The 21,863-nt window shown below is 49.9% G+C and carries 11 protein-coding genes; 1 reads left to right on the top strand and 10 read right to left on the bottom strand.

The genetic code is table 11. The features are described from left to right. Positions 1-2: 2 nt before the first annotated feature. Entirely contained in the window at positions 3-1,199 is a 1,197-nt protein-coding gene (locus ACOQPM_RS13665; RefSeq protein WP_420629820.1) for a class I SAM-dependent methyltransferase, read from the top strand. 42 nt (positions 1,200-1,241) lie between these two features. Here the strand turns inward: ACOQPM_RS13665 and ACOQPM_RS13660 are convergent, their stop codons facing one another. The 10 genes from ACOQPM_RS13660 to ACOQPM_RS13615 all read right to left on the bottom strand — a co-directional run bounded on the left by ACOQPM_RS13660 (position 1,242) and on the right by ACOQPM_RS13615 (position 21,849). Further along, positions 1,242-1,628 carry a response regulator gene (locus tag ACOQPM_RS13660; RefSeq protein ID WP_420629819.1) on the bottom strand — a complete coding sequence of 129 codons (387 nt, stop codon included), beginning with the start codon at positions 1,626-1,628 and terminating at the stop codon, positions 1,242-1,244. A 172-nt stretch (positions 1,629-1,800) separates the two neighbouring features. Continuing rightward, positions 1,801-5,769: a GAF domain-containing protein gene (locus ACOQPM_RS13655; RefSeq protein ID WP_420629818.1), complete on the bottom strand. Its 3,969-nt coding sequence runs from the start codon at positions 5,767-5,769 to the stop codon at positions 1,801-1,803. Next, complete coding sequence (locus ACOQPM_RS13650) at positions 5,769-8,231, bottom strand: GAF domain-containing protein (RefSeq protein ID WP_420629817.1); 2,463 nt, start codon at positions 8,229-8,231, stop codon at positions 5,769-5,771. The genes ACOQPM_RS13655 and ACOQPM_RS13650 overlap by 1 nt, the downstream gene beginning before the upstream one ends. Further along, positions 8,228-12,790 carry a GAF domain-containing protein gene (locus ACOQPM_RS13645; protein WP_420629816.1) on the bottom strand — a complete coding sequence of 1,521 codons (4,563 nt, stop codon included), beginning with the start codon at positions 12,788-12,790 and terminating at the stop codon, positions 8,228-8,230. The genes ACOQPM_RS13650 and ACOQPM_RS13645 overlap by 4 nt, the downstream gene beginning before the upstream one ends. Before the next feature lies 1 nt (position 12,791). Then, positions 12,792-14,111: a GAF domain-containing protein gene (locus tag ACOQPM_RS13640; protein WP_420629815.1), complete on the bottom strand. Its 1,320-nt coding sequence runs from the start codon at positions 14,109-14,111 to the stop codon at positions 12,792-12,794. Beyond that, complete coding sequence (locus ACOQPM_RS13635; protein ID WP_420629814.1) at positions 14,108-16,567, bottom strand: GAF domain-containing protein; 2,460 nt, start codon at positions 16,565-16,567, stop codon at positions 14,108-14,110. The genes ACOQPM_RS13640 and ACOQPM_RS13635 overlap by 4 nt, the downstream gene beginning before the upstream one ends. Before the next feature lie 423 nt (positions 16,568-16,990). Beyond that, positions 16,991-18,436: an Asp-tRNA(Asn)/Glu-tRNA(Gln) amidotransferase subunit GatB gene (gene gatB, locus ACOQPM_RS13630; protein WP_420629813.1), complete on the bottom strand. Its 1,446-nt coding sequence runs from the start codon at positions 18,434-18,436 to the stop codon at positions 16,991-16,993. A 72-nt stretch (positions 18,437-18,508) separates the two neighbouring features. Next, positions 18,509-19,753: a glycosyltransferase gene (locus ACOQPM_RS13625; protein ID WP_420629812.1), complete on the bottom strand. Its 1,245-nt coding sequence runs from the start codon at positions 19,751-19,753 to the stop codon at positions 18,509-18,511. Positions 19,754-19,816: 63 nt separating this feature from the next. Beyond that, positions 19,817-20,680, bottom strand: a complete 864-nt coding sequence (locus ACOQPM_RS13620; RefSeq protein WP_420629811.1) for a hypothetical protein — start codon at positions 20,678-20,680, stop codon at positions 19,817-19,819. A gap of 5 nt (positions 20,681-20,685) precedes the next feature. Then, entirely contained in the window at positions 20,686-21,849 is a 1,164-nt protein-coding gene (locus tag ACOQPM_RS13615) for an aminotransferase class I/II-fold pyridoxal phosphate-dependent enzyme (protein ID WP_420629810.1), read from the bottom strand. Positions 21,850-21,863 lie beyond the last annotated feature (14 nt).

The following is a 21,863-nucleotide window of genomic DNA, read 5'->3' as shown; positions in this document are numbered from 1 at the left end:
ATATGACCCTGGATGACCTCGCTTTTTTGCTTTCAGATGAAGGCCAGCGCTGGCTAGCTGACGTTGGCCAGATGGAGATTTCGCCCCAGACGCACTTGCAAATTGCCAGTTGGCTGCGCCAAAAATTGCCCAGAACGCAGGCGCAGGCGGTGCTGGAAACCGTGGTTCTGCGGCAGCACGCCGTCGCTAAATTTAGCCGCGCTGCAGAGATGTATTTTGTGCGGGCTGCCCTGGAGCAAGCGTCGGCAGAGATGGTGGCGCAGCACCGGGCGCGCCGCTTTGCCAATTTAGGCTGCGCGCAAATTGCCGATTTGGGCTGCGGCATTGGCGGCGATGCGATTGCGTTGGCAGCCATCGCAGAGGTGACAGGTGTGGAGTGGGAACCAGTACGGTTGGCAATGGCGCAGGAAAACGTGCGCGTGTATGGTTATGGGGATCAATTCCACCCGCTGCAAGCAGACTTGCACAATTTGACACCATTGGCCGACATGGATGCCTTCTTCTTTGACCCGGCACGCCGGGATGGGCAGGGTCGCCGCTTTTTTTCATTGGCGCAGTACCGGCCACCACTAAGCCTGATTGATGCGTGGCGAAAGGTGGTGCCAGATACGGCCGTAAAAATCAGCCCCGGTGTTAACTACACCGAGCTACCCGATGATGCTGAAGTGGAATTTGTGTCGCTAGGTGGGGAGATGAAGGAAGGTGTGTTGTGGTACGGTCATTTTCATTCTGGCGTGTCCCGAAGAGCAACTTTACTGCCAGATGGTCACACGCTCACCACGGCCGATTTACCCTCAGAACCCATTCCCAGCACAGAACCCAAAGCGTATCTGTACGAACCGGATGGTGCGGTGATTCGGGCGCATTTGGTGCAAGCGGTGGCGGCGCAGTTGGGGGCAAACCAGGTTGATGATTCGATTGCGTATCTGACGGGGGAAACGGCCGTAGCCACCCCCTTTGCCCGCTGTTTCGCCATCGAAGATTGGTTTCCCTTTCAGCTAAAACAGCTTCGCTACTATTTGCGGGAGCGGCAGGTGGGCAGTGTCACCATCAAAAAGCGTGGGTCGCCACTGGAGCCAGACAAATTACAGCGTCAGCTACGCCTGAGCGGCCCAAAAGAAAATCACCGTTTTCTGTTTTTGACGCACGTTTTGGGGGAACCGTCGGTCATTGTGGCGACGGAAGAGATGAAGGCTTGAGTTACTGTGTGTTTCGTATTGCGTAGCTACGCAACAACAATGTTACGCTACACCATTGTTCAAATACGTCCGCAGCACCTCGCGTAGTTTGCGAATATCCAGCGGTTTGGGCAAGTAATCGTCACACCCTGCCTCAAGGCAGCGTTCCCGATCGCCCACCAGCACCTGGGCTGTGGTGGCAATCAGCGGCACCGGCGCTAACCGATCATCATCCTTGAACTCACGAGCCAAATCCAGGCCACTTTTACCCGGCAGGTTAATGTCCAACAAAATGATGTCCGGTACTGTATCTGCCAGGATGGCTTCAGCAGCAGTGGCATCTGTAGCCTTAATCAATTCGTGGCCCTCAGCTTCTACAATGCGCGAAACCAGAAGCATATTTACTGGATTATCTTCCACACAAAGAACTTTTTTATCTGTCTTTGACATATCAATTACCTTAATACCTATCCGAATATTAGCCACAGAGAGTTTTGAAGCGAAGGTTCATTTCTCAGATTTCTCTTTTTCCTGCTTCGGCCAAGCTCAACTGCGTTGAGCAGCTCAGCACAAGCCTGTGGCTTTTCAGATTCTTAGTTCAATCTATCAGTAAGTAAAATATTTACGCAGAGCTAGCAACCTGTTCTGCCGATTTTGGTGTTGTTTCCGGCGGTTGATATGGGACGGTAAAGAAGAAGGTACTGCCTTGCCCGTACACACTCTCAATCCAAATCTCGCCGCCGTGCAACTCTACCAGCTTTTTCGTAATTGGCATCCCCAAGCCCGTACCACCTGCTGTCCGATTCAAACCACCGTCAATTTGGCGGAACTGCTCAAAGACTACTGCCACATGCTCTTCTTTAATGCCGATGCCGGTGTCGCGCACGGAGCAAAGAAGATGATTGTTTCGCGGCTGGATCGAGATTGTGATGCCACCTTTCTCGGTAAACTTAATGGCGTTGCCTACAATGTTCCACATAATCTGGCGCAGCCGAGTGCGGTCTGCCTGAACGGTTGGCCCGGTTTCGTCAATATCCAAATGCAGGTACAGGTTTTTCTCTTGCGCTAGCGAAGATGCGGTGGCCACCAAATCACTGGTAAATTGTACCATGTCTATCTCTTCGTAACGCAAGTCCATGCGTCCGGCTTCAATCTTGGACATATCCATAATATCGCCGATGAGCCCTTTTAGATGACTGCCGCTTTCTCGAATCAGCCGGACATCTTCTTCCATACGGTCATTCAGATCGCCGTCTAATCCTTCTAGCAGTACGTCGGCAAAGCCAATGATGGAGTTAAGCGGCGTCCGCAGTTCATGGCTCATTCTGGCCAAGAATTCTGATTTTAGCTGGTCAACTTCGCGCAGTTTTACGGCCGTTTGCACCTGAGCTGCGTACTGATTGGCATTTTCTACCGCAACGGCAATCTGGGCGGCCAAAGTGGTTTGTACAGTCAAATCCTCTTCTGTAAAGAAATCTTTCTGATCTGACTGTAAGTCCAGTACGCCGATGAGCTTACCGCCCACCAACATGGGCAATGCCATCTCTGCCTGTGTGTCCGGTAACAGCGGATGGGGTAAAAAGTCTACCGTGCGGCGCACGTTGTTTTCCAGCACACCTTTAAGCGTGCGAGCAGCTCTGGCCACAATGGAATCTTCGGTGAGGCCAATTTCGCGCCCTTCCAGGCTCATGAGGCGGCCAATGTTGCCCGCCCCAGCCTTGAGTAGCAATTTTTTGCCAGTATTGTTTAGCAGGTAGATGTGGGCATGGTAAAGATCAAAGCTGGATTTTGCCAAATCTACAACAGATTGGAGTAGCTCATCTACTTCTAAAATGGTGGAAGCAGCCGTACTTACCTTAGCCACAGTTTCTAGTTCCGCTGCCAGACGTTCCTGCTCAGACAGCGCTATTTGGGTCTGCTCAAAAAGCCGGGCCGATTCTAACGCTTCGGCCAACTCCTGGGCCACAGCGTCAATTATTTCCCGCTCTTCCTGAGTTAACGGCCGTTCTGGATCATCTTCTACGCCAAAACTGCCAATTGTTTCGCCACGTATCTCTAAAGATTTTTGAATAGGTTGGGATGTATTATTTTGGGAGGCATTGCCATTTTCTAAGGTTGTTGCCTGTGGCAAACTTTCCATCTTTTGTATCCCAAACAGGTCAAACCGATAACCAGCCTGCTCTGTTTGCTTATACTGATTCCACCCTTCTCGGCTCATTTGACGTTGCAGCAAGCTCAGCTCGCGCAGACGTCCTTCCATCTCTTGCCGTAATGTCGTACTTTCTATTGCAATCGCAATTTGTCCACACAAACCTTCTAAAATAAGCTGATCATTTTGCCCAATGCCGCCAATTTGGTCGCTCTGCACATCTAGCACCCCAAGCACCTGATCACGCAGACGAATAGGTACGGCCAACTCGCTTTTTGTTTCAGGCAACAGTGGGTTAGATTGCCAGTTGGGATCATTCACAACGTCCGCTTGCAAGATAGAGCGTTTAAGCTTGGCAGCCCTACCAATGAGGCCAACGCCCATGGGCATTGAGTGATTCATTTCCAACATTTGCTGCCCGGTCTTGCCATACCCTACAACCAAGCCCATTATATCCATGGTTTCGTCGTAGCGGAGCAGTTGTGTGTAGTAATATCCAAACTGCTCTTGAACTTGAGTAACCACACGTTGATACAGATCGTGTAAGTCGTGAGCGGAGGCAATTTCCTGGGCAACTTGAATTGTGAGGGATACTTCTCGCTCACGGCGTTGCAACGCTGCTTGCGCGGCTTCTTTTAGTACAGAAGCTCGCAGAGCCAATGCAGCCTGTTCAGATAAATCCTGGTAAATGGTGAGGTGTTCTTCTGTAAAATATCCTTTTTCGGCGTTAGCCAAAACCATAACGCCCAACTGTTCACCGGCAGCTTGTAAGGGAAATATTGCCAAACTTGCAGCCCCAAACTGATTGGTCATCATTTTGGCCTCATCGCTCAAGCGCTCGTCGGTAGCAATGTCAGCAGAAACAAACATTCGATCTGGGGCAGAGATATGGGTCAAAAAGTTAAGTGGAATTTCCAAGCCTTCTGGCAAGGGATCCAGGCCACTTTCTGCGGGAGCATTTTTCTGTAATTGCATCACGGCCGTTTTTCCGTGCCCTTTTATGGTAAAGAGTGAAACGGCCGTTTGCGGGAAGTTATTAGATTGCTGAATAATAATCTCTATAATGTCTTCTGGACCTTGTGCTGCAACCAAGGCACGACTAATTGACAAGCGACGCTGAGCCGCCTTTTCGTTGCGCTGAATGCGGTCTAAACGTTCGGCGTTAATCAAGGCCAAACCAATCGTGCGCCCGATAGTTTCTAACGTCTCCCGGTCTTGCTCTGTGAATGATTTTTCTTCTGTATAGACCAGATTCATCACCCCCAGCATTCTGGATTGAAACCACAGCGGCAGAGAAATTGCATGCTGCAAACCCTGTGCAACGAGCGCTGCCTTCACATCTGGTTCTAGCCGATCATCATTCAATATATCCTTGCTGACCACAAGCTGCTTTTGGGCAACGGTAATGCCTGACAGGCTCCCTTTTACAGGCAATGTAGAGCCACGAGCCAAAGTTTCATCGCTAAACCCATGCCCTGCTAAAAGTGTTAGTTGCTCAGCGGCCTCATCTAAAACAAAAAGAGCTACGGAGGGTGCCTGACTGTATTCAACAATCGCTTCGGTTGCTCGTTCGGCCACCGATTGGTAGTCTGGCGCACGGTGGAGTGAGTTTGCAATGGCGTTAATGGTCGCCAATGAGTCTGCCTTTTGCTGGAGCGACTGTTCAGATTGGCGCAGCGCATCTTCTGCCTCTTTACGCGCTTGTATGTCTCTGACAAAAGCGTGAAAAACCTTTTGCCCATCCTGCTCAGTCGGGGTCACGGTCAGTTCAATGGGAAACTCATACCCATCTACATGCCAACCGGTAATTTCCAGGCGTTTATTGAGGATAGGGCCTTTCCCTGTCTTGTTGTAATGCTTTAACCCTTTGTCGTGGCCACGACGATGCTGTTGCGGAACAATGGTTTCAGACATTTTTTGGCCGAGAATTTTGTCTGCGGGCCAGCCAAATATCCGCTCTGCTTCATTATTCCAACCAACAATACGGCCGTCTGCATCCATACTAATGACAGCATCCAGCACATTGTCTAAAATGTGTCGGCTATGCGCTTCACTCTTCGCTAATGCTTGTTCGGCTTTTACACGCTCGGTTACATCTTTGCCAGTGGAGATGAGATGGGTAATATTGCCGTTTTCATCTTTTACGGGCGTAATGGTTTTCTCTTCGTAATACAGTGCTCCGTCTTTCTTTTTGTTAATCGTCATGCCCCGGAACACATCGCCAGACAACACCGTATCCCACAGTTCGGCGTAAAAAGCGTCATCATGTGCGCCCGATTTGAGGATTCGCGGCGTTTTGCCCAACGCTTCTTTGGCTGTGAAGCCTGTAACCGTTGTAAAGGCGGGGTTTACATAAAGAATTGTTCCATTTGGGTCTGTCACTAAAATATGGTCGGCGGTTTGATCCGCCAGGGCGCGGTAAATTTCGTTATCCAGGCTCATCAGCTTGCTCCGCTCAAATCTTGGCTATTCTCAACCCGGTTCCCGCCCAGCTCTATAAAGGCTCGACGACCTAACGACCGACCGATTTCCATAACGGCCGTTCGCATCACGGTATCCACATCAACAGAACTACGCACTTTGGTTGTAATTTCACGCAGTAACTGCTCGCGGTGGGCGCGCGCTTGCTCCTGGCGGAAGAGGATGGTCGTTTGCAACACCACGGCCGCCTGGTTTACCAAACTACTGGTCTGGCGACGCTGTACCTCATTCATGTGCAACGGCCGTGATGACTGGCCAGAAACAATGCCCAACCATTGAGAACCAACCACCATAGGAAACAGCACAAAGCTCATCATGCCAAATCCCTCTAAAATCTGCTGGGTAGCAGGATCAATGCGGTCATCTTCTCGAATGTCGGATATGATCATAGCCTGGTCTGGCGTTAGCAAATTCATAAACGGCACTTGTTCAACAGCAAAGCGGGTTCCAACTGCCACCATACGCGGCACGCCTTCATTCTCCCAAATGGCAGCAACTGCCACATCACGCGGCACCCCATCTTCAACGGGTTGGTCAAACAAGAAAATATTCGCTCGATCCAGGGTACGTAGCTGCGTTGAGTTGATCAGGGCGTCTAGCACATCCGCTTCTGTTGAGCTGAGAACAATCCGCTCACTACCTGTGTACAAAGATTCTGTTTGAGCCAAAGCAGATTGCACCTGATCTGTCAGGCGTAAATTTTCAATATGGGCTGCCAACTGCTGCATGACAGCACCAACCACCTCTTCAACCTCACCTGTGTCCTCCTCTGGCACAATTGCCATCTTACCAATTGGCACACCACGCACAGCGATCGGCTGCACAATGGGTGCATCGGCATCAAGGCTAACGGCCGTCTCTTCAGACAAATTCTCAGCCCCGTGGATGGATTCCCCGTCAAACAAAAAGCGCAGGTCCTCGTCAGGTTCATTTTCAAGAAAATCTTCCCACCCTTCACGGGTCAGGCGGCGTGTCAGCTCATCCAGCTCACGGGTACGCAATTCCAGCGCCTCTTGAGACAATTTAGCATCGGCAAGCGCAGCTTGCGAACGTTCAAATGCTTGGGCATTGCGGATTGCCGCCCCCACCTGCTGACCAACTGCCAATAAAAAGTCAGTGTTTGCCTCTTCAAGGGTTAGAGACTCACTGCAAAAAATGCACAATGTTCCCAACACCTCATCCCCAGACCGCAGCGGTACCCCCTGGTACGATTGGTATCCTAAATTTACCAGCCCGGTAACATCCACCGGAGCCTCTTGCATTAAATCAGTTACAACAATTGGCTTCTGTCCACGATAGACAAGATCGCACAATGATCCTTTCAGGCCACCCTCTTGAATGCTCTCAAACATCATTTGGGGCAGCTCATTTACCAGCAGATCCAAATCATCCCGCTGCGGGTTGTAAATGCTTACCAGCCCTGCTTCAAACTTGGTGGTGGCTAAAACCTGGTTCAAAACCGAAGTCAGCATCTTATCTACCTCTAGCAGGTTGCCAGTTTCGTTTGTGATTTGTAACAATGCCCTGGTTTCAGTCAGCGATTTTTGGGCTCTGCCAAATGAGCGCGCATTTTGGATAGCAACCCCAAGTTGGGCAGCCAATGTGGTGTATATATGAATACTTTCCTGGTTGAAATAATCCAGTTCATCAGACTGAACATCCAATACCCCTAACAAAACTTCCCCGACCATCATAGGCACTGCCATTTCTGCTTTTGTATTGGGCAGCAGCGCATTTGGCAAAAAGGTTGGATTAGCACGGACATCATTTTCAATAACACCTTGGCGTGTTCGGGCAGCCATGGCTACCAATGATTGTTCTGTGGCAAGGGGAATGGCCTGTTTTGCATCCACCATTCGTCGCCCCACCTCCCCTGATCCGGCAGCCAGGTTGAGCATATTTTGACGCTTGTTTAGCAGGTAGACGTGGGCATGGTACAAACCGAACCGATCTTGGGTGAGGTCTACCATCGTTTGCAGCAATTTATCTGTGTCCAAGATGGAAGAGGCGAAGGTGCTTACCTGAGAGACTGCTTCCATCTCTCTTGCGCGCTGTTCAAGTAGGCGCTCATTTTCTCTGCGGCTGGTTGTATCCACCATTGAGATAAGAATAGCAGGCGTATCATCGTACGTAATAGAACGGCAAGAGAGCATGACCGAAATTTTTTCTTTATCCTGGCGGGCAATCTCCATTTCTAGTTCATGAACGGTGTCCTCTGTTTCGATTTGGCGCAATATTTTCTGGTAGTCCGCAGAGCCAATGCTTTGGCTCAAGCTACTTTTGCCGATTAGTTGTTCTCGGCTGACACCTATCAGACGACTAAAAGCATCATTGGCAAACAAAAGGTGGCCATCAGTTACCCGTGCAATAACTACGGGCTGAGTCAATGCAGAAAGAACGGTTTGCGTGTGGTCTACGCTCATAATTTTTTGCTTCCATTGTTGTCTGCACGGCCGTTTCCATTTTCGGAGGATGTGCTAACCAACTCAATAGCTGCTTTTTTAAGCTTGAGTGCCTGGCTCAGTTCGGTTACGGCCGTTTGCAATGCAAATTGTACCGTCGGAGCCGCCTGAATCTTTTGGTTGATGCTATTGATAAGCGCTTCTCGGTCGGCTCGACGGCGAGTTTGGGTCAGCAAGTGCAAAGATTGAATAGAAACGGCCGCCTGCCGCGCCAACACATTCAACCGGCGAATCTGTGCCTCCGGGAACGCGCGTGGTTGCGAATAAATACCCCCCAAGAAACCGATCCATTGCCCACCCACTACCAGCGGCACATAAAGCAAGCTTTTTGCCTGGAACCGCTTCAGAAGAACGGCTCTGGTTTTTTCACCCATACGCTCATCGGTAGCTACATCGGCACAAATGAGCCATTCATCTGGTTTAAGCACAGTTTCAGCCTCGGGGAAGGCAGACAGCGGGTACTGCTTGGGCAATTTGGCTGGCAATGTACTCCAGCGTGCCAGTACGTCCACCGTTTCGGGCATGTCGCCTGGCTCCCAAACGCGATTGAACAAGTTTACGCTTATATCGCTGCTGCCCTGGCCCAGAATAGTATGTTGGCGCAGGGCGTCTAGCACTTGTTCATATGTATCTGCTGCATTCAGATCAACGCTGGCCTGGTAAAGAGCGGCCGTTTCAGACAGAGCCTCTTCCGTCTGGTTGAACAGCAGCCGATTGTATACAACGGACGAAGCCTGCTGGGCAATGGCACTATACAATCGCTCATCTGCACGAGTAAATGTCTGCTTGTTGTGCCAACGAATTAAAATTTGCCCCAACTGCAAATTGCCAACAGACAAAAACATAATTGCCAGCGCATTGAACTTCATCTCCAAAATCCGCTGTTTATCTGCTTCACGTAGCCGCTCATCACTGGTCACATCTCCCACAAAAAGGATATTCTTCCCGCCCGAAGGCCAAAGGCGTGCATATGGTTGGTCTCGCAATGAAATCTTCTCGCCCAGCGGTACGCTATTTTTAGGGGATGAGGCCACATATTGACCATACCGTGTCTGCCCTGCTGTATCTTGGTCGTACACCAGCAGTAGGGCATCAGCAGCACCCACCTGAAACCCAGGTGCCGCTGCTGAGTCAAGCACGTCATCCAGGTTGGTGGCCGTGTTAAGCTGAGAGGTGTAAGAATATAATGTTTCTGTTTCTGCCAACGCTGCCTGCGACTGCTCAAACAAGCGTGCATTTTGAATGGCAACGGCCGCTTGGTACACAATGGTTTCAGCCAATTGCAAAGTATCAGGGTCAAACTTCCGGCTATCTAAAATGTCTAAGCCAATTGTTCCCAGCACCTCATCATTAACAACCAGCGGCAATAATACAAATGTTTCGATACCCTGTTCTCGGAAAATCTCATGGACTGGTGCCGTGCGCGGGTTGTTTTGGGCATCCTCTATAACAACCATCTCCCGTGTTTCAATCACTTCCAGAGACAGTTCGTTTCCTTCCAATGGCAGGCTCCTGCCAACAGCCGAAGGCATTTTAGGATCATAATGCTCAGCAATAATCAGTAACTCCTTGCCATCCGGTTGAATAAGCGCCACGCGCACTTGGTCTACATTTAAGGCGGCAACCATTTCATCCACAATGGTTTGCAGCGAATGTTGCAAATCCAGCGATGCAGCCACCTGGGTAACAATCTTATTGAGTAGCTGCTCACGTTCAGCACGCTGCCGTGTTTGGTCAAATAACCGTAGATTTTCAAATGCAGAAGATAGAACGGCCGCAATCTGCACAATAATTTGGCGATCATTTTCCTTTAACTGGCCGTCTTTATCCATCAAGACAAAATTAAAGGTGCCATATTTCTTCTCGCCAATGAGCATTGGTATAAAAAACGCCGGAAAAGAGACATCTTCAATTTGGAAATACCCTTGCGCGATTTGCCGCGTTTCTAAAGCTTTGCCCATTGGAGAATCTTCAATAGGTACTTGTTCATTCAAGCCCGCATCGGCAACTTCCCCAGCAATGCCAACAACACGCAGCATTGTTTCATCATCGTCATCAATCAAGTGCAGGCTTATCCGTTTGGCGTTTAGGATGCTCGTTACCTTCGCCATTGCAACGGCAACAATGTCTTCCACCGATAATTGTCGTGAAACAATGTCACTCATTTCATTGAGCAGGGCTAGGCGGCGCGCCTGTTCGTTGGTTTCAGCCAGTGCGTCTTCTGTTTGTTTGAACAAACGAGCGTTTTGCACCACAGTAGTCGCCTGGAACACAATAGTTTCTGCCAAGCGCATCTGCTGTTCGCTCATGGTACGGTCGGGGTCTGTTAAATCGAAGCCAACCGTACCAAAGAAGTCGTTGCCAATAATCATGGGCAGCACGGCCAGCATGTGCACCCCCCGTTGGCGCATAAGGTCGTGAATTGGGGCTGTCAACGGATTGTTTTGGGCATCATAGGCAATGGCAAATTTTCCTGTCTCAATAGCCTGCTCGGTCAGCGGATTGCCTTCGATAGGGATCAATGTGCCAATGACATCAGTAGCTGGGCCAGGATGTTCTGTAACAACTTCGAGATGTTTTTTATCTTCTGTTAAAAGCGCAATGCCCACATGAGAGACATCAATGGCTTGTGCCAGCTCCTGGGCAATAATGTCCATATTGTTTTCCAGATCAAATGATGCCGTCACAGAGGACATCATGCGGTTAATAAGCGCCAACTCTTGATTCCGTCGTTCGGCATTGGCGCGTGCCATTTGTGAACTTTCAGTTAGGCGCAGGTTATCAATATGGTTGCTAAGCTGTTGGGCAACAACTTCAAACATTTGTTGCGAGGCCGTGTCTAATGTTTCATCAAGGCCATCCAGTTCAAGGAACCCGATAGTCTCGCCGCGCACCGTTAGCGGAACTGTGGCTAGCATTTCCGCCTCGGCAACGGTGTCTAGTTCATGAACTTGTTGGCTGTCATACATGTAGGCGGGCAATGATTTTTGTTCCTTGTAGTTTTCCCACCCTTCTGCTGTTAGGCGCTGTACGGCCGTTTCTGCCTCCAAACGATATTTTTGTGCTTCATCAATCAAGCGCAAATTTTCAACTTGTTGTGCCACCTGGGTTGCTACTTTGTCAACCAAGGCTTTCATCTCTTCTGTCCAGGGTTGGCTTTCGGCCGTTTCAACCTGAATGAGCCCAATAGGTTCATTGGCAACAACCAGCGGCACTTCAACCTGCTCAGACGGTGGCAAATTGGCGTCAGCTTCCTGCCCTACGCTTTCAGTCCGCACGTCATATACTGCGCTAACTTGTTCGCTTCGTTGGATAGCATCCAAGTAATTTTCCCACCCTTCACGAGTTAGCCTGCTCAAATAGGCGTCTGAGCTAGCCTTCGCCTGGATCACTTCTGCAAACAAATTTGCATTGTCAACGGCAATAGCTAGTTGGCTGGCAACCGTTTCAAAAACAGACAATCTGCTGGCTGTTAACGCCCCTGCTTCGCTGGCCTGAACATCTAACACACCAAGAAGTTGGTTACCCACCAACAAAGGCACAGCCATTTCTGAGCGCGTTTCTGGCAACCAACGGTTTGGCTTAAACAGAGTGCTTTGCTTTGTGTCTGGCACAATAACGGGTGTTTTGCTGAGAGCCACGTTGCCGTTAATAGAGTCAACGCCAATGAGCAAGGTGTGCCCCTTTTGCAACAATATTTGTCCAATTTGGCCACTACCGGCCCGCAAGCTCAATGTTTGGGTTTGTAAATTGGCCAAATAAATATTTACGTGATAAAGCTGAAACCGATCACGAATCAGCTCAGCGGCTTGGTTTAGTAAAGCATTTAATTCGTTCACTTGCGACAAACTATGCCCAACTTCGGCAGCTATAGCTAATTCGGCCGTGCGCTCTTCTACTTGTTCGTTCAAACGCGCTTGCAATTCTTCTAGAGCCGCATTCGCTTCTTGTGTTTCCTTCAAGCGATCTCGTTCCAGGTTGTTTCTAAAAGCGGTGGTAAATATGAATAAGAGTCCAATAACAGTTACTGTACCCCCGGCTGGTAATAGCTGGCTAAAGGTTATTGTGCCAGTAAGGGGAACCATAAATATGCCAACAATATTTAGCAAAACAGCTATAGTGGCCCAACGAAAAGGCAATAAAAACGTGGCTAACAGAAAAGTAAAAGGAACAAGAAAAGCGGGGGCATCTGCATTGCTTAAAGTGCGATAAAAAGTGAGGAGGGTTAATGCGGCAACGATAAAGCTGGAACCTAATTGATAATAGCGTGTGCGGCTTATCCAAACCGTTACAAAGGAAACAACAGTCATTATTGCAAATACAGCTTTTGATACGGAAAATATTGCCCCAAAAACAATCATTACAAAAAATATCGAACTCAACCCAAACAACAGTTGGGCACGTCGTTGGTCAGTAAGGTGTGTTAGGCTGGCAGGCGGTTGAATCAGTCGCTGCCACCAACTGATTTGGGTGGCGTTCATCTGGTCAGATTCATCTGGTTGATAATTTTGCATATTCATATCAGGATCTCTTTGTCATACGGCCGTTGCTACCAACATAGTCACGGCCAACCCCAATGCTGGTACGAGACGCACCCAGCTTCTGCCCCAATTCGCGGGCAGCAATTTCCAAAACCATCTCCACATTCGCAGCCGACTGAATCTGACGGCCGATCTCGTTTACCACACTTTCCTGTTCTGCTCGCTGCTGGGCCTGAGCGTATAAACGCGCATTACGCAAAGCAATGCCCACCTGTGCCGCCACAGATTGGAGCAACAAGCTATCATTCTCATCTAGGCCGTCAACAACATCGTGCTGCACATCCAAGACGCCTAAAACCTGGTTTTCCACCGTAATGGGTACCGCAATTTCTGATCTGGTATTGGGCAAATGTGGATTTGGTAGCCAATTTGTATCCGAACCTGTATCAGCCACTAAAATAACCCGGTTTTCTCTGGCGGCTTGCCCCACAAGCCCCTGCTCCCGGCCAAGCGCATGATCCTGCGCTTTTAGTAGTGCACCGGCTTCACCTGTGCCACCTGCCACATACAAACGGCCGCTTGCCTCATCTAGCAAATAGATTTGTACATAGTAATAATCAAACGCAGCGATAATTTGATTCACCACTTCGTTTACCAATAGTTCTTGGTTTAAAATGGCCGTCAGGGTTTGTCCAATCTGGATACTGGTTTCCAAAATTTGCGTTCTGTCTTGAACTTTCTTTTCTAGCTGCTGGCTAAAAAGCTGCAACGCTTGCTCACTTTCCTGTGCATTCTTTACGGCCGTCTGCAAACTGTTAATTAGCAAATAAATGAGAACGCCGCTTATACTCAAAATGACAGTGTAATCAGTCATTATTGATGATGAGGCATCTGACGAGAGAGGAGGAATCCACCCTACCGATTCTGCATAAACATTCCCCCAGCCAGACAAAATAGTGAGGCCGGCAAATAATAAGGCCAAACGCCAGCCAGCCAACAGGCTAGCCACCAAAATAACGGCGAAATAGGCTAAAAAGGCTGAGTCTCTTACGCCATCGGCATTCCAGGCCAGTAAAGTGATGGCAAACCAAGAGATGAACACCAGCGTGTAAATACTGAGCTGCAGCCGCCGCAATCGGGTCAAAATGAAGGTACCGGTTAATAGACCAATAAACCCAAGAAGAATCAGCCCAGTCCTTGAAGTAAGGTAAGTTAGATCAGCAACGGTGCGTAGCACCAGCAGCAAGGTTAACCCGGTATTGACGGTGACCAGAACAATGTTGAGCAAACGGGATTTTCGGGTTAAATCCTCGTCCTGGTATTCAATTGGGTAAAGGTTTTGTTTTAGCCATTGAATCATTCGGTTTTCCCTCGGTGGTTACGGCTGTTCTCAGTAGCCTGAAGATGCACGCGAACCTGTTTGGCATTTACAATTTGGCCCAATTCACGAACCGCCACCTGCATGGCCTGCTGAACATTCATCGTCCCCAAAATTTTCTGGTTAATCTCGTTAATCTGAAGTTCCCGGTTGGCACGCTCTTGCACACCCTGGTACAAAGTGGCATTTCGCAACGCCACAGCAACCTGACTAGCAATTAATTCAAGCAGATCAACATCCGTTTGGCTTAATCCATCTTTTACATTGTTCTGCACATCCAAAACACCCAAAAGCTCCTTACCACTCAAAATGGGAACGGCAATCTCAGATTTGGTATCTGGCAGCAGCGGATTCGGCAGCCAGTTGGCTTCCTGCGTAACATCTGGTACCAAAACAGGGGTCTGCGTTATAGCAGCTTGCCCAACCAACCCTTGCCCCAGGCTTAGTTTATGCCCTTTGTCTAACATCTTTCGGCCCGCAGTGCCTGTGCCCCCGGCCATATGCAAAATCGTTTTATCCTGATGGTCTAGCAAATAAATATGTGCATGGTAATAGTTAAAGGCCTGCCGCACCTGGTTCACAACTTCCACAACCAACTGTTGGGGTTCCATCACGGTAGAAATACGCCGCCCAACATCAATGCTTGTTTCCAGAGCTTGCGTTCTGGCCTGCACCCTATCCTCCAGGGTGACAATGGCATCACTTACTTGGGCGGTCATTGTGTTGAACGCTTCAGCCAGCGTGCCAATTTCATCCTGCGATTGAACGGCCGCTCGTGCAGTCAGGTCTCCACCTGTAACCTGCTGGGCAACATTGGTTAAGGCCACAATAGGTGCTGTAAGCCGCTGACCTAAAGTGTAAGCTAAGCCTGCCGCAATCAGAACCATAGCCAAACCCAACAAAATATTTAATCTCTGCTGCGCCTCCACACCAGCCAACGCCTCTGCCTCGGTTTGATGAACTGCCACAATCCAATTTAACGCATCCACAATAGGTTCATGGGTCAATGTTTGGATCGGTGCTGTCGCTAAGACGCTCGCTTCTTCGTCATAAGAAATAAAGATATATCCTGATGGTGATGCTTGCGCCTCAGATAAAACATCCGCAGCTAGAATGCCTTCTTCTTCAATCACGAGCTGTTCGTCTTCTATCTCAATTTCAAACTCCCCAGGTGAATAAATATCAACCCGACCTGTTTCACCAAAGCGGGCAGAGGCCAGCACATCTTCAAGCGCGTTCAACTGAACCGTTGTGCGTAATACGCCAATGGTTTCATTGGTTTCATTTTGCATAGCAATGGCCATATTGAAAGCATTGACGCCGCTGCTTTCATCAAATTCGGGGTTGCCAATGTAAAAGCCGCCCAGTCCATCGTTGTAAGCCACTTGCCACCAGGTTTCATCAGCCTGGTAATAATCGGTTGTGCGGTTGGTAGCGGCAACAAGCGCACCGTACTGATCCGTCAGAAATACCTCAACATTATTGGGGAAAACATCCTGGTACTGTAATAATTCAGTGGCGATGCTGTTTTGCAAGACGGCCGTAATTAAAGCATCATCATCCTCTGCGCCTTGCCACTGAATATCTAACTCCTCAATATTGGCTAAATTGGCCGATTCACTTTCGCCATAAAGTGCATTCTGCATCTGTACAGCCTGAACAAGCGGTTCATTCAGAGCCAGGGTACGCAGCGTAGCCGTTTCGCGGAACAAAAGTTCACCCACGGCCAAAGCCTGCGCCTGGGCAATCGTTTGCAAATTTTGCCCTGTTCTTTCCTCCAAAGCACTGCTCGACAACTGACTCAGCGTAACCCCAATGCCAATAACTGCAATGGCAACCACAACCGTTGTACCTGCGATCAATTTTGTATTTAGTGAGTAGGTCGTGAAATTTCGCGCGAGAATAAACCCAATAACCAGAACGGCAACAACAACAATTCCCATGGCAATGAGGTTGATTGTAGAGGGAGCCGTTGCCTGACGCTCAAACGGCCAATAAAGATCGCCAATAATAGCGAACATGGTGGAAAAAACGGCCGCTATCAGAACGCGTCGAAAATATTTGGTAGGCAACGCCAAGCTCGCCACGCTTGTGGGCAAAATGATGGCAAAAGCACCCACCAATAAGCCAATGCCCTGAATTTGCAAAATATAGAGTGGAATAATTACTAGCTGCGATATAACGATGATCAGAATACCTCTGACCGTTTTATTTGCGCGAACAAACCCATAGCCAATAATGCTGTAAAGTGCCAGCAAACTTATCAGCACCAACTGGAATAGTTCAGCCATACCCGATAAATATTCATATATGTTAAAAACGGCCGAAAGCCCCATAGCCACCGACAGCGAAAGCGACGCAATGTTGGCAGCACGTTTTTGCCGTTTTGTTACCATTTCAGACGGTTTTGAGGGCTGTTCCGGTTGAGAGGCAGTCATCGGATTGTTACTCCGTGTTATGTTCTGTTTTCAACAAAATAGCTTCTGTGATTTACATAAACATGCAACAGGTAGGGGGTCAGACGCAAGAGCCGACCAATAGTTGTATTCTACAAGGTCATATTCCCTAGTAGAATGGTACTTTCGGCGCATCTGGCAAAGCTACTTTATACAATTTTTATATACTATCATCATAGCATATGCTGGTTGGCGAGACGTGAAGAAAGCGTAAGGCTCCCTGAAAACCAGGTAAGAAAATAGTCCCGCGACTGGGATATATGAATTATGCGCTGATGTCACGCACTTCCAGTGAAGAGATTTTAAAAGTCTTGCAGGTAGTCTCGCTATTTGCCAGAGAGATACGAGACTTTTGAAATCTATGCTACGTAACGTGAGTTTTGAGCGAGGAATGGTGATAGGCGGTTAGTGACGGCCGTTTAAAGTCACATCCAGCAGTTTATTAACCAAACCGGGGTTGGCTTTGCCTTTGGTTTGGCGCATTACCTGGCCAATGAAGAAGCCACGCAGCTTGGTTTGCCCGTCCAGGTAGCGCGCCACCTGCTCCGGGTTGTCGTCCAAAATTTGCTCGATGATGGCTTGGATGGCGGCATCATCAGAGATTTGGGCCAGCCCTTTGGCCTCCACAATTTGGGTGGGAGCCGCACCGCTACTGAACATCTCGGCCAGCACCTCTTTGGCAGTGTTGTTGTTGATGGTTTGCTTTTCTACTAGCCCAATTAGCTCCACTAGGGCGGCTGGCGTTACCTGAATCGCATCAATGCCCAGTTTGGCTTCGTTCATCAGGCGGAATAGTTCGTTAATCATCCAGTTGGCGACTGCTTTTGGGGCGCCGCCTGCGGCAACGGCCGTATCAAACCATTCCCCCACCGCTCGCTCTTCAGCCAAAACCCGTGAATCATAATCCGATAAGCCATACTTGGCTTGGTAACGGGCGATCTTGGCATCGGGCAACTCCGGCAGGCTGGTACGCACTTCTTCAATCCAGGCATCGTCCAAATGCAGCGGCGGCAGGTCTGGCTCTGGAAAGTAGCGGTAATCTTCTGCTTCTTCCTTGGTGCGCTGGCTAAACGTTTCACGACGGCCTTCGTGCCAGCCGCGCGTTTCCTGGATAACTGTGCCGCCAGATTGGAGAACGGCCGTTTGCCGTTCAATCTCATACGCCGTGCCGTCGGCCAACACCCGGAAGCTGTTCAGGTTTTTCAGCTCAGTACGCGTGCCAAATTCGCGGCTGCCCACCGGGCGGATGCTGATGTTTGGCTCCACGCGCAGGACACCTTTTTCCATGTCGCCAGAGTTCACGCCCAGATAACGCAAAATCTGGCGCACCTTCATGGCGTAGGCCCGCGCCTCCTCGCCAGAGCGAATGTCTGGCTCCGTCACAATCTCCAGCAGCGGCACGCCTGCTCGGTTGTAATCCACCAGCGAGGTACCGTCGTCCTGGTGGGTGAGCTTGCCGGTGTCTTCTTCCATGTGAACACGGCGAATGCCGATGCGCTTTGTCTCGCCCGATTCCAGTTCAATATCCAGCCAGCCATTGACGCCCAGCGGCTGCTCATACTGGCTAATTTGGTAGCCTTTGGGCAGATCGGGGTAGAAGTAATTTTTGCGGGCGAAGATGTTGTGGTGGTTGATCTCACAGTTCAGCGCCAGCGCCACACGCAAAGCGTACTCGACGGCTTTTTGGTTAATGACGGGCAGCGTACCGGGCATACCGAGGCAGAGGGGAGAAACGGCCGTATTCGGCGCAGCTTCCACGCTATCCACCACTTTTGCTTTTGAAAACATCTTCGATTCAGTCATCAACTCAGCATGAATTTCCAAGCCAATGACGGGTTCGTACTGTGTCATGTTTTTATTTCCTACTCTTTCGTAATCGGTAATCGGTAGTCAGTAATCGGTTTACTGTTTACCGATAACGGATTACCGATTACTGGCCTTCCGCTCACGGATCCACGCCTGCATCGCCTCTGGCGACATGATAGCAGGATCGCCAAAATCTGCATCGGTGGCATTTTCCAGTTCCGGTGGCAGATGGTTGATCAACAGCTCCAGGTCGCGGTAGTCGTGAATTTCTTCATCCAGAACGCGCGCCATCGCCTCGTTGTGGGGCACGCCATGCTTGCGGACGGCTTTAGTCAGCCCCAGCAGCAGCGTTTCCCAAGTAGTCATCGGCCCCTGCGTGATGGAGGCTGATTCCGCGGCCGAATCAATGAAGGCAAAAGGCACTTTCTCCAGCGATTCACCCTGCGCGATGGCAGCCAAAATCCAGTCGGTGTCAAACGAGAAGTCGTAGACGGTGGGGTCGGCGATAATTTTACGCAGCAGATTGGCTTCGTACAGCTTGAAGGCGGCCTGGGTATCGCGGATGTCGCGGGAGAAGATGGCCTGGCCAATCATGCGTTGCATGTGACGCAGTACCTTGATGCCAATGCCCCAGCGCCCTTCCTGCTTCACCAGCACGGCGTCGGGATGCTTGCGATTGCCCAACACCACGCGGCGATTTTTTTGGAGGAACGGCCGTAACAACAACCCAATCTGCCCCAAATGCACCGAGTTATCGGCATCGGTGTAAATCACGGCGTCCACGCCATCGGCCAACGCCTGCATACAGCCATAAATGACCGCCCCACCCTTGCGTGAATCATTAGCGGAAGCGAGGTTGGCCAGCGGGCCAGCGGCGGCAGGCAGGGCTTTGTCCAGCCACAGCACCTGCACCTGCTCGCCCAGCGGATGCCCAGCGGCGATTTGGGCTGCCAGCGCACCGCTGTCGTTGGGGTCGCCATCGTCCACTGCGTAGAGCTGCCAAGAAACGGCCGTATCCTTCGTCGCCCAATCTAGCTGCTGCAGTTTTACCCGCAAAGCATCTTCGCCGTTAGGGTTTTCGGCCGTTTTGGGCCGCAGCCGATTTTGTTCCCCCCACATGGCAAACACCACGCCAATCTTTACCAACTGCTGATTGCTCACTAAAAACTGGCGTGAATCGGCCAGCTTGGCTGCAATTTTGAACTCTAGCGGCGTATCGTCTTGGCGAGCGGCCGTTTGCACCTCGTTCAGCGGCAACTCCAGCAATTTTTCGGTGAGTTGGTAAAGGCTGTGCTGATCGGCCGTTTCGGTCAGATCAAATTTTGTTTTGGCATTTGCAATCATGTCGGCAAGGGTGGTCATGGTTTCTCCTTGTGAGTTTGGGGTTACCAGTTGAAATTCGGGCGTTTTTGCCGCAAAACTCATTTATCGAGCAAATCGATAAAGAATCGTGCCGAGTTTCTTCTTTAACTCTGCTTGTATCTTTTGCGCTGCACCAAAAGGCATCAGCGACAACGCTTTTTTGTTGTACTTGGCCGCTTTCCAATAGTTACCCAAATTATAATGAAGCAAGCTGTAATTGTGCCAAAACCAGGGATCATCTTGAGCATTTTCTGACATTAACTGAAAATAATGATCTGCCCTTTTTGCATAATGACGCATTTGTGATTTTGAAGAAGTTTTGAGTGTATCGCCTAGAACCTTGAACATGGCCACAGCATAAAGGAAATGGTGCGTCATACGGATGTATGTTTTTTGTTTTTGATTTTCAGTCTGGGTTAATGACAACGTTTTGGCGAACTGTGCTTCTGCCTTTTTCAAGCTCTGAGTTTGTAAACAGTAATCTAAATATGCAAACTGCACATGAAAGTTTGTTTCACTTGCGGCAGGATCTATCTCTTCTTTTGTCTCTAAGTAGGCATCATACTGTTCAAGGCTTAACTGAATCAACAATTGAACAAATTGAATCTCAGGCCTGCGAGTTGCAAGTTTGTTTGCTTCATGCAACCAGCTTTGCGCCTCACGTAACCCATCCATATCGTACTTACGACCACCGCCAATGTACGATGCGGCCATTAAAGCATAAGCCCAACCTGCATAGGCATACTGCCTTGATTGTGCGGCCTGAAACTTATTTAACGCCTCTACGATAACTTCTGGATCACCTCGATACCCATCAATCAAATCAATGCCTGCATCATAGGCCAATCGAGCTTCCGTAGATAAATTTTGGTCATTAGACCATTCCATTGATTTAATTCTGCGCGAAACGTGATTAAGTAAACTCATCTTGCCTACCCATGTCTTCTCATAAAGCTCTCCAGGCGGTTGAGGGCTTCTTCAATTTTTTCGTAGGCGGTGGCGTAACTGGCGCGGACAAAGCCTGCGCCGCTAGCACCAAAGGCATCGCCGGGAACCATTGCCACTTCTTCCTCATCCAGCAGCGTCATGGCAAAGTCGTCGCTGCTCATGCCGGTTTTGGCGATGGAAGGGAAGGCATAAAAGGCTCCGCGTGGCTCAAAGCAGTCCATTCCCAGCGTGTTGAAGCCATCGACAATGAGGCGGCGGCGACGGTCATACTCCTGGCGCATCTCCTCCACGTAATTGTCACCCTCGGCAGTTAAAGCGGCCAAGGCGGCGGCTTGCCCAGTGGTAGGCGCAGACATGATGGTGTATTGATGCACTTTCCGCATAGCGGCCAAAATGTCGGCGGGGGCGCAAGCGTAGCCAATGCGCCAGCCCGTCATGGCGTAATCTTTGCTGAAGCCGCCTAGCAGGACGGTGCGCTCACGCATCCCCGGCAGGGCTGGCACGCAAACGTGCTCAATGCCGTAGACCAGTCGGTCATAAATTTCGTCGGAGATAATGAGGAGGTCGTGCTGTTCGGCAACGGCCGTTACCTCCAACATCACCTCTTTGGTCATCACAGCCCCGGTAGGATTGTTGGGGTAACCCAGCAAGATTGCCTTCGTTTTGGGCGTGATGGCGGCTTCAATCGTTTCGGCCGTCACCTGGAAACTGTCTTTCACATAAGTGGGCACGGCCACGGGCACGCCCCCGGCGAAGGTCACCTCTGGGCCGTAAGCTACAAAGCTGGGTTCGGGAATGATGACCTCGTCGCCGGGATTGAGAACGGCCGTCATCACCAAATAGAGCGCCTCACTCACCCCCACCGTCACAATGATCTCGTCAGCCGGATCGTAATTCACCTTGTACAGCTTGTTGATATGCTGGCTGAGTGCCGTCCGCAGCTCCACCGTACCGCTGTTGGACGTGTACGCCGTCTCGCCGCGCTGTAAGCTGTCAATGCCCGCCTGCAAAATCGGCTTCGGCGTCACAAAATCCGGCTCGCCAATGCCCAACGAAATCACGTCCTTCATCGTAGCAGCAATATCAAAAAATTTGCGAATGCCTGAAGGCGGCGTGGCCGCGACCCGGTCTGAAATAAAATTACGCATGACTTCCTCCTAAT

The organism is Candidatus Leptofilum sp. (assembly GCF_965223525.1).
GTDB lineage: Bacteria > Chloroflexota > Anaerolineae > Promineifilales > Promineifilaceae > Leptofilum.
Note: the sequence above shows the minus strand (reverse complement) of the source record. Positions and strands in the feature narration are given on the sequence as shown.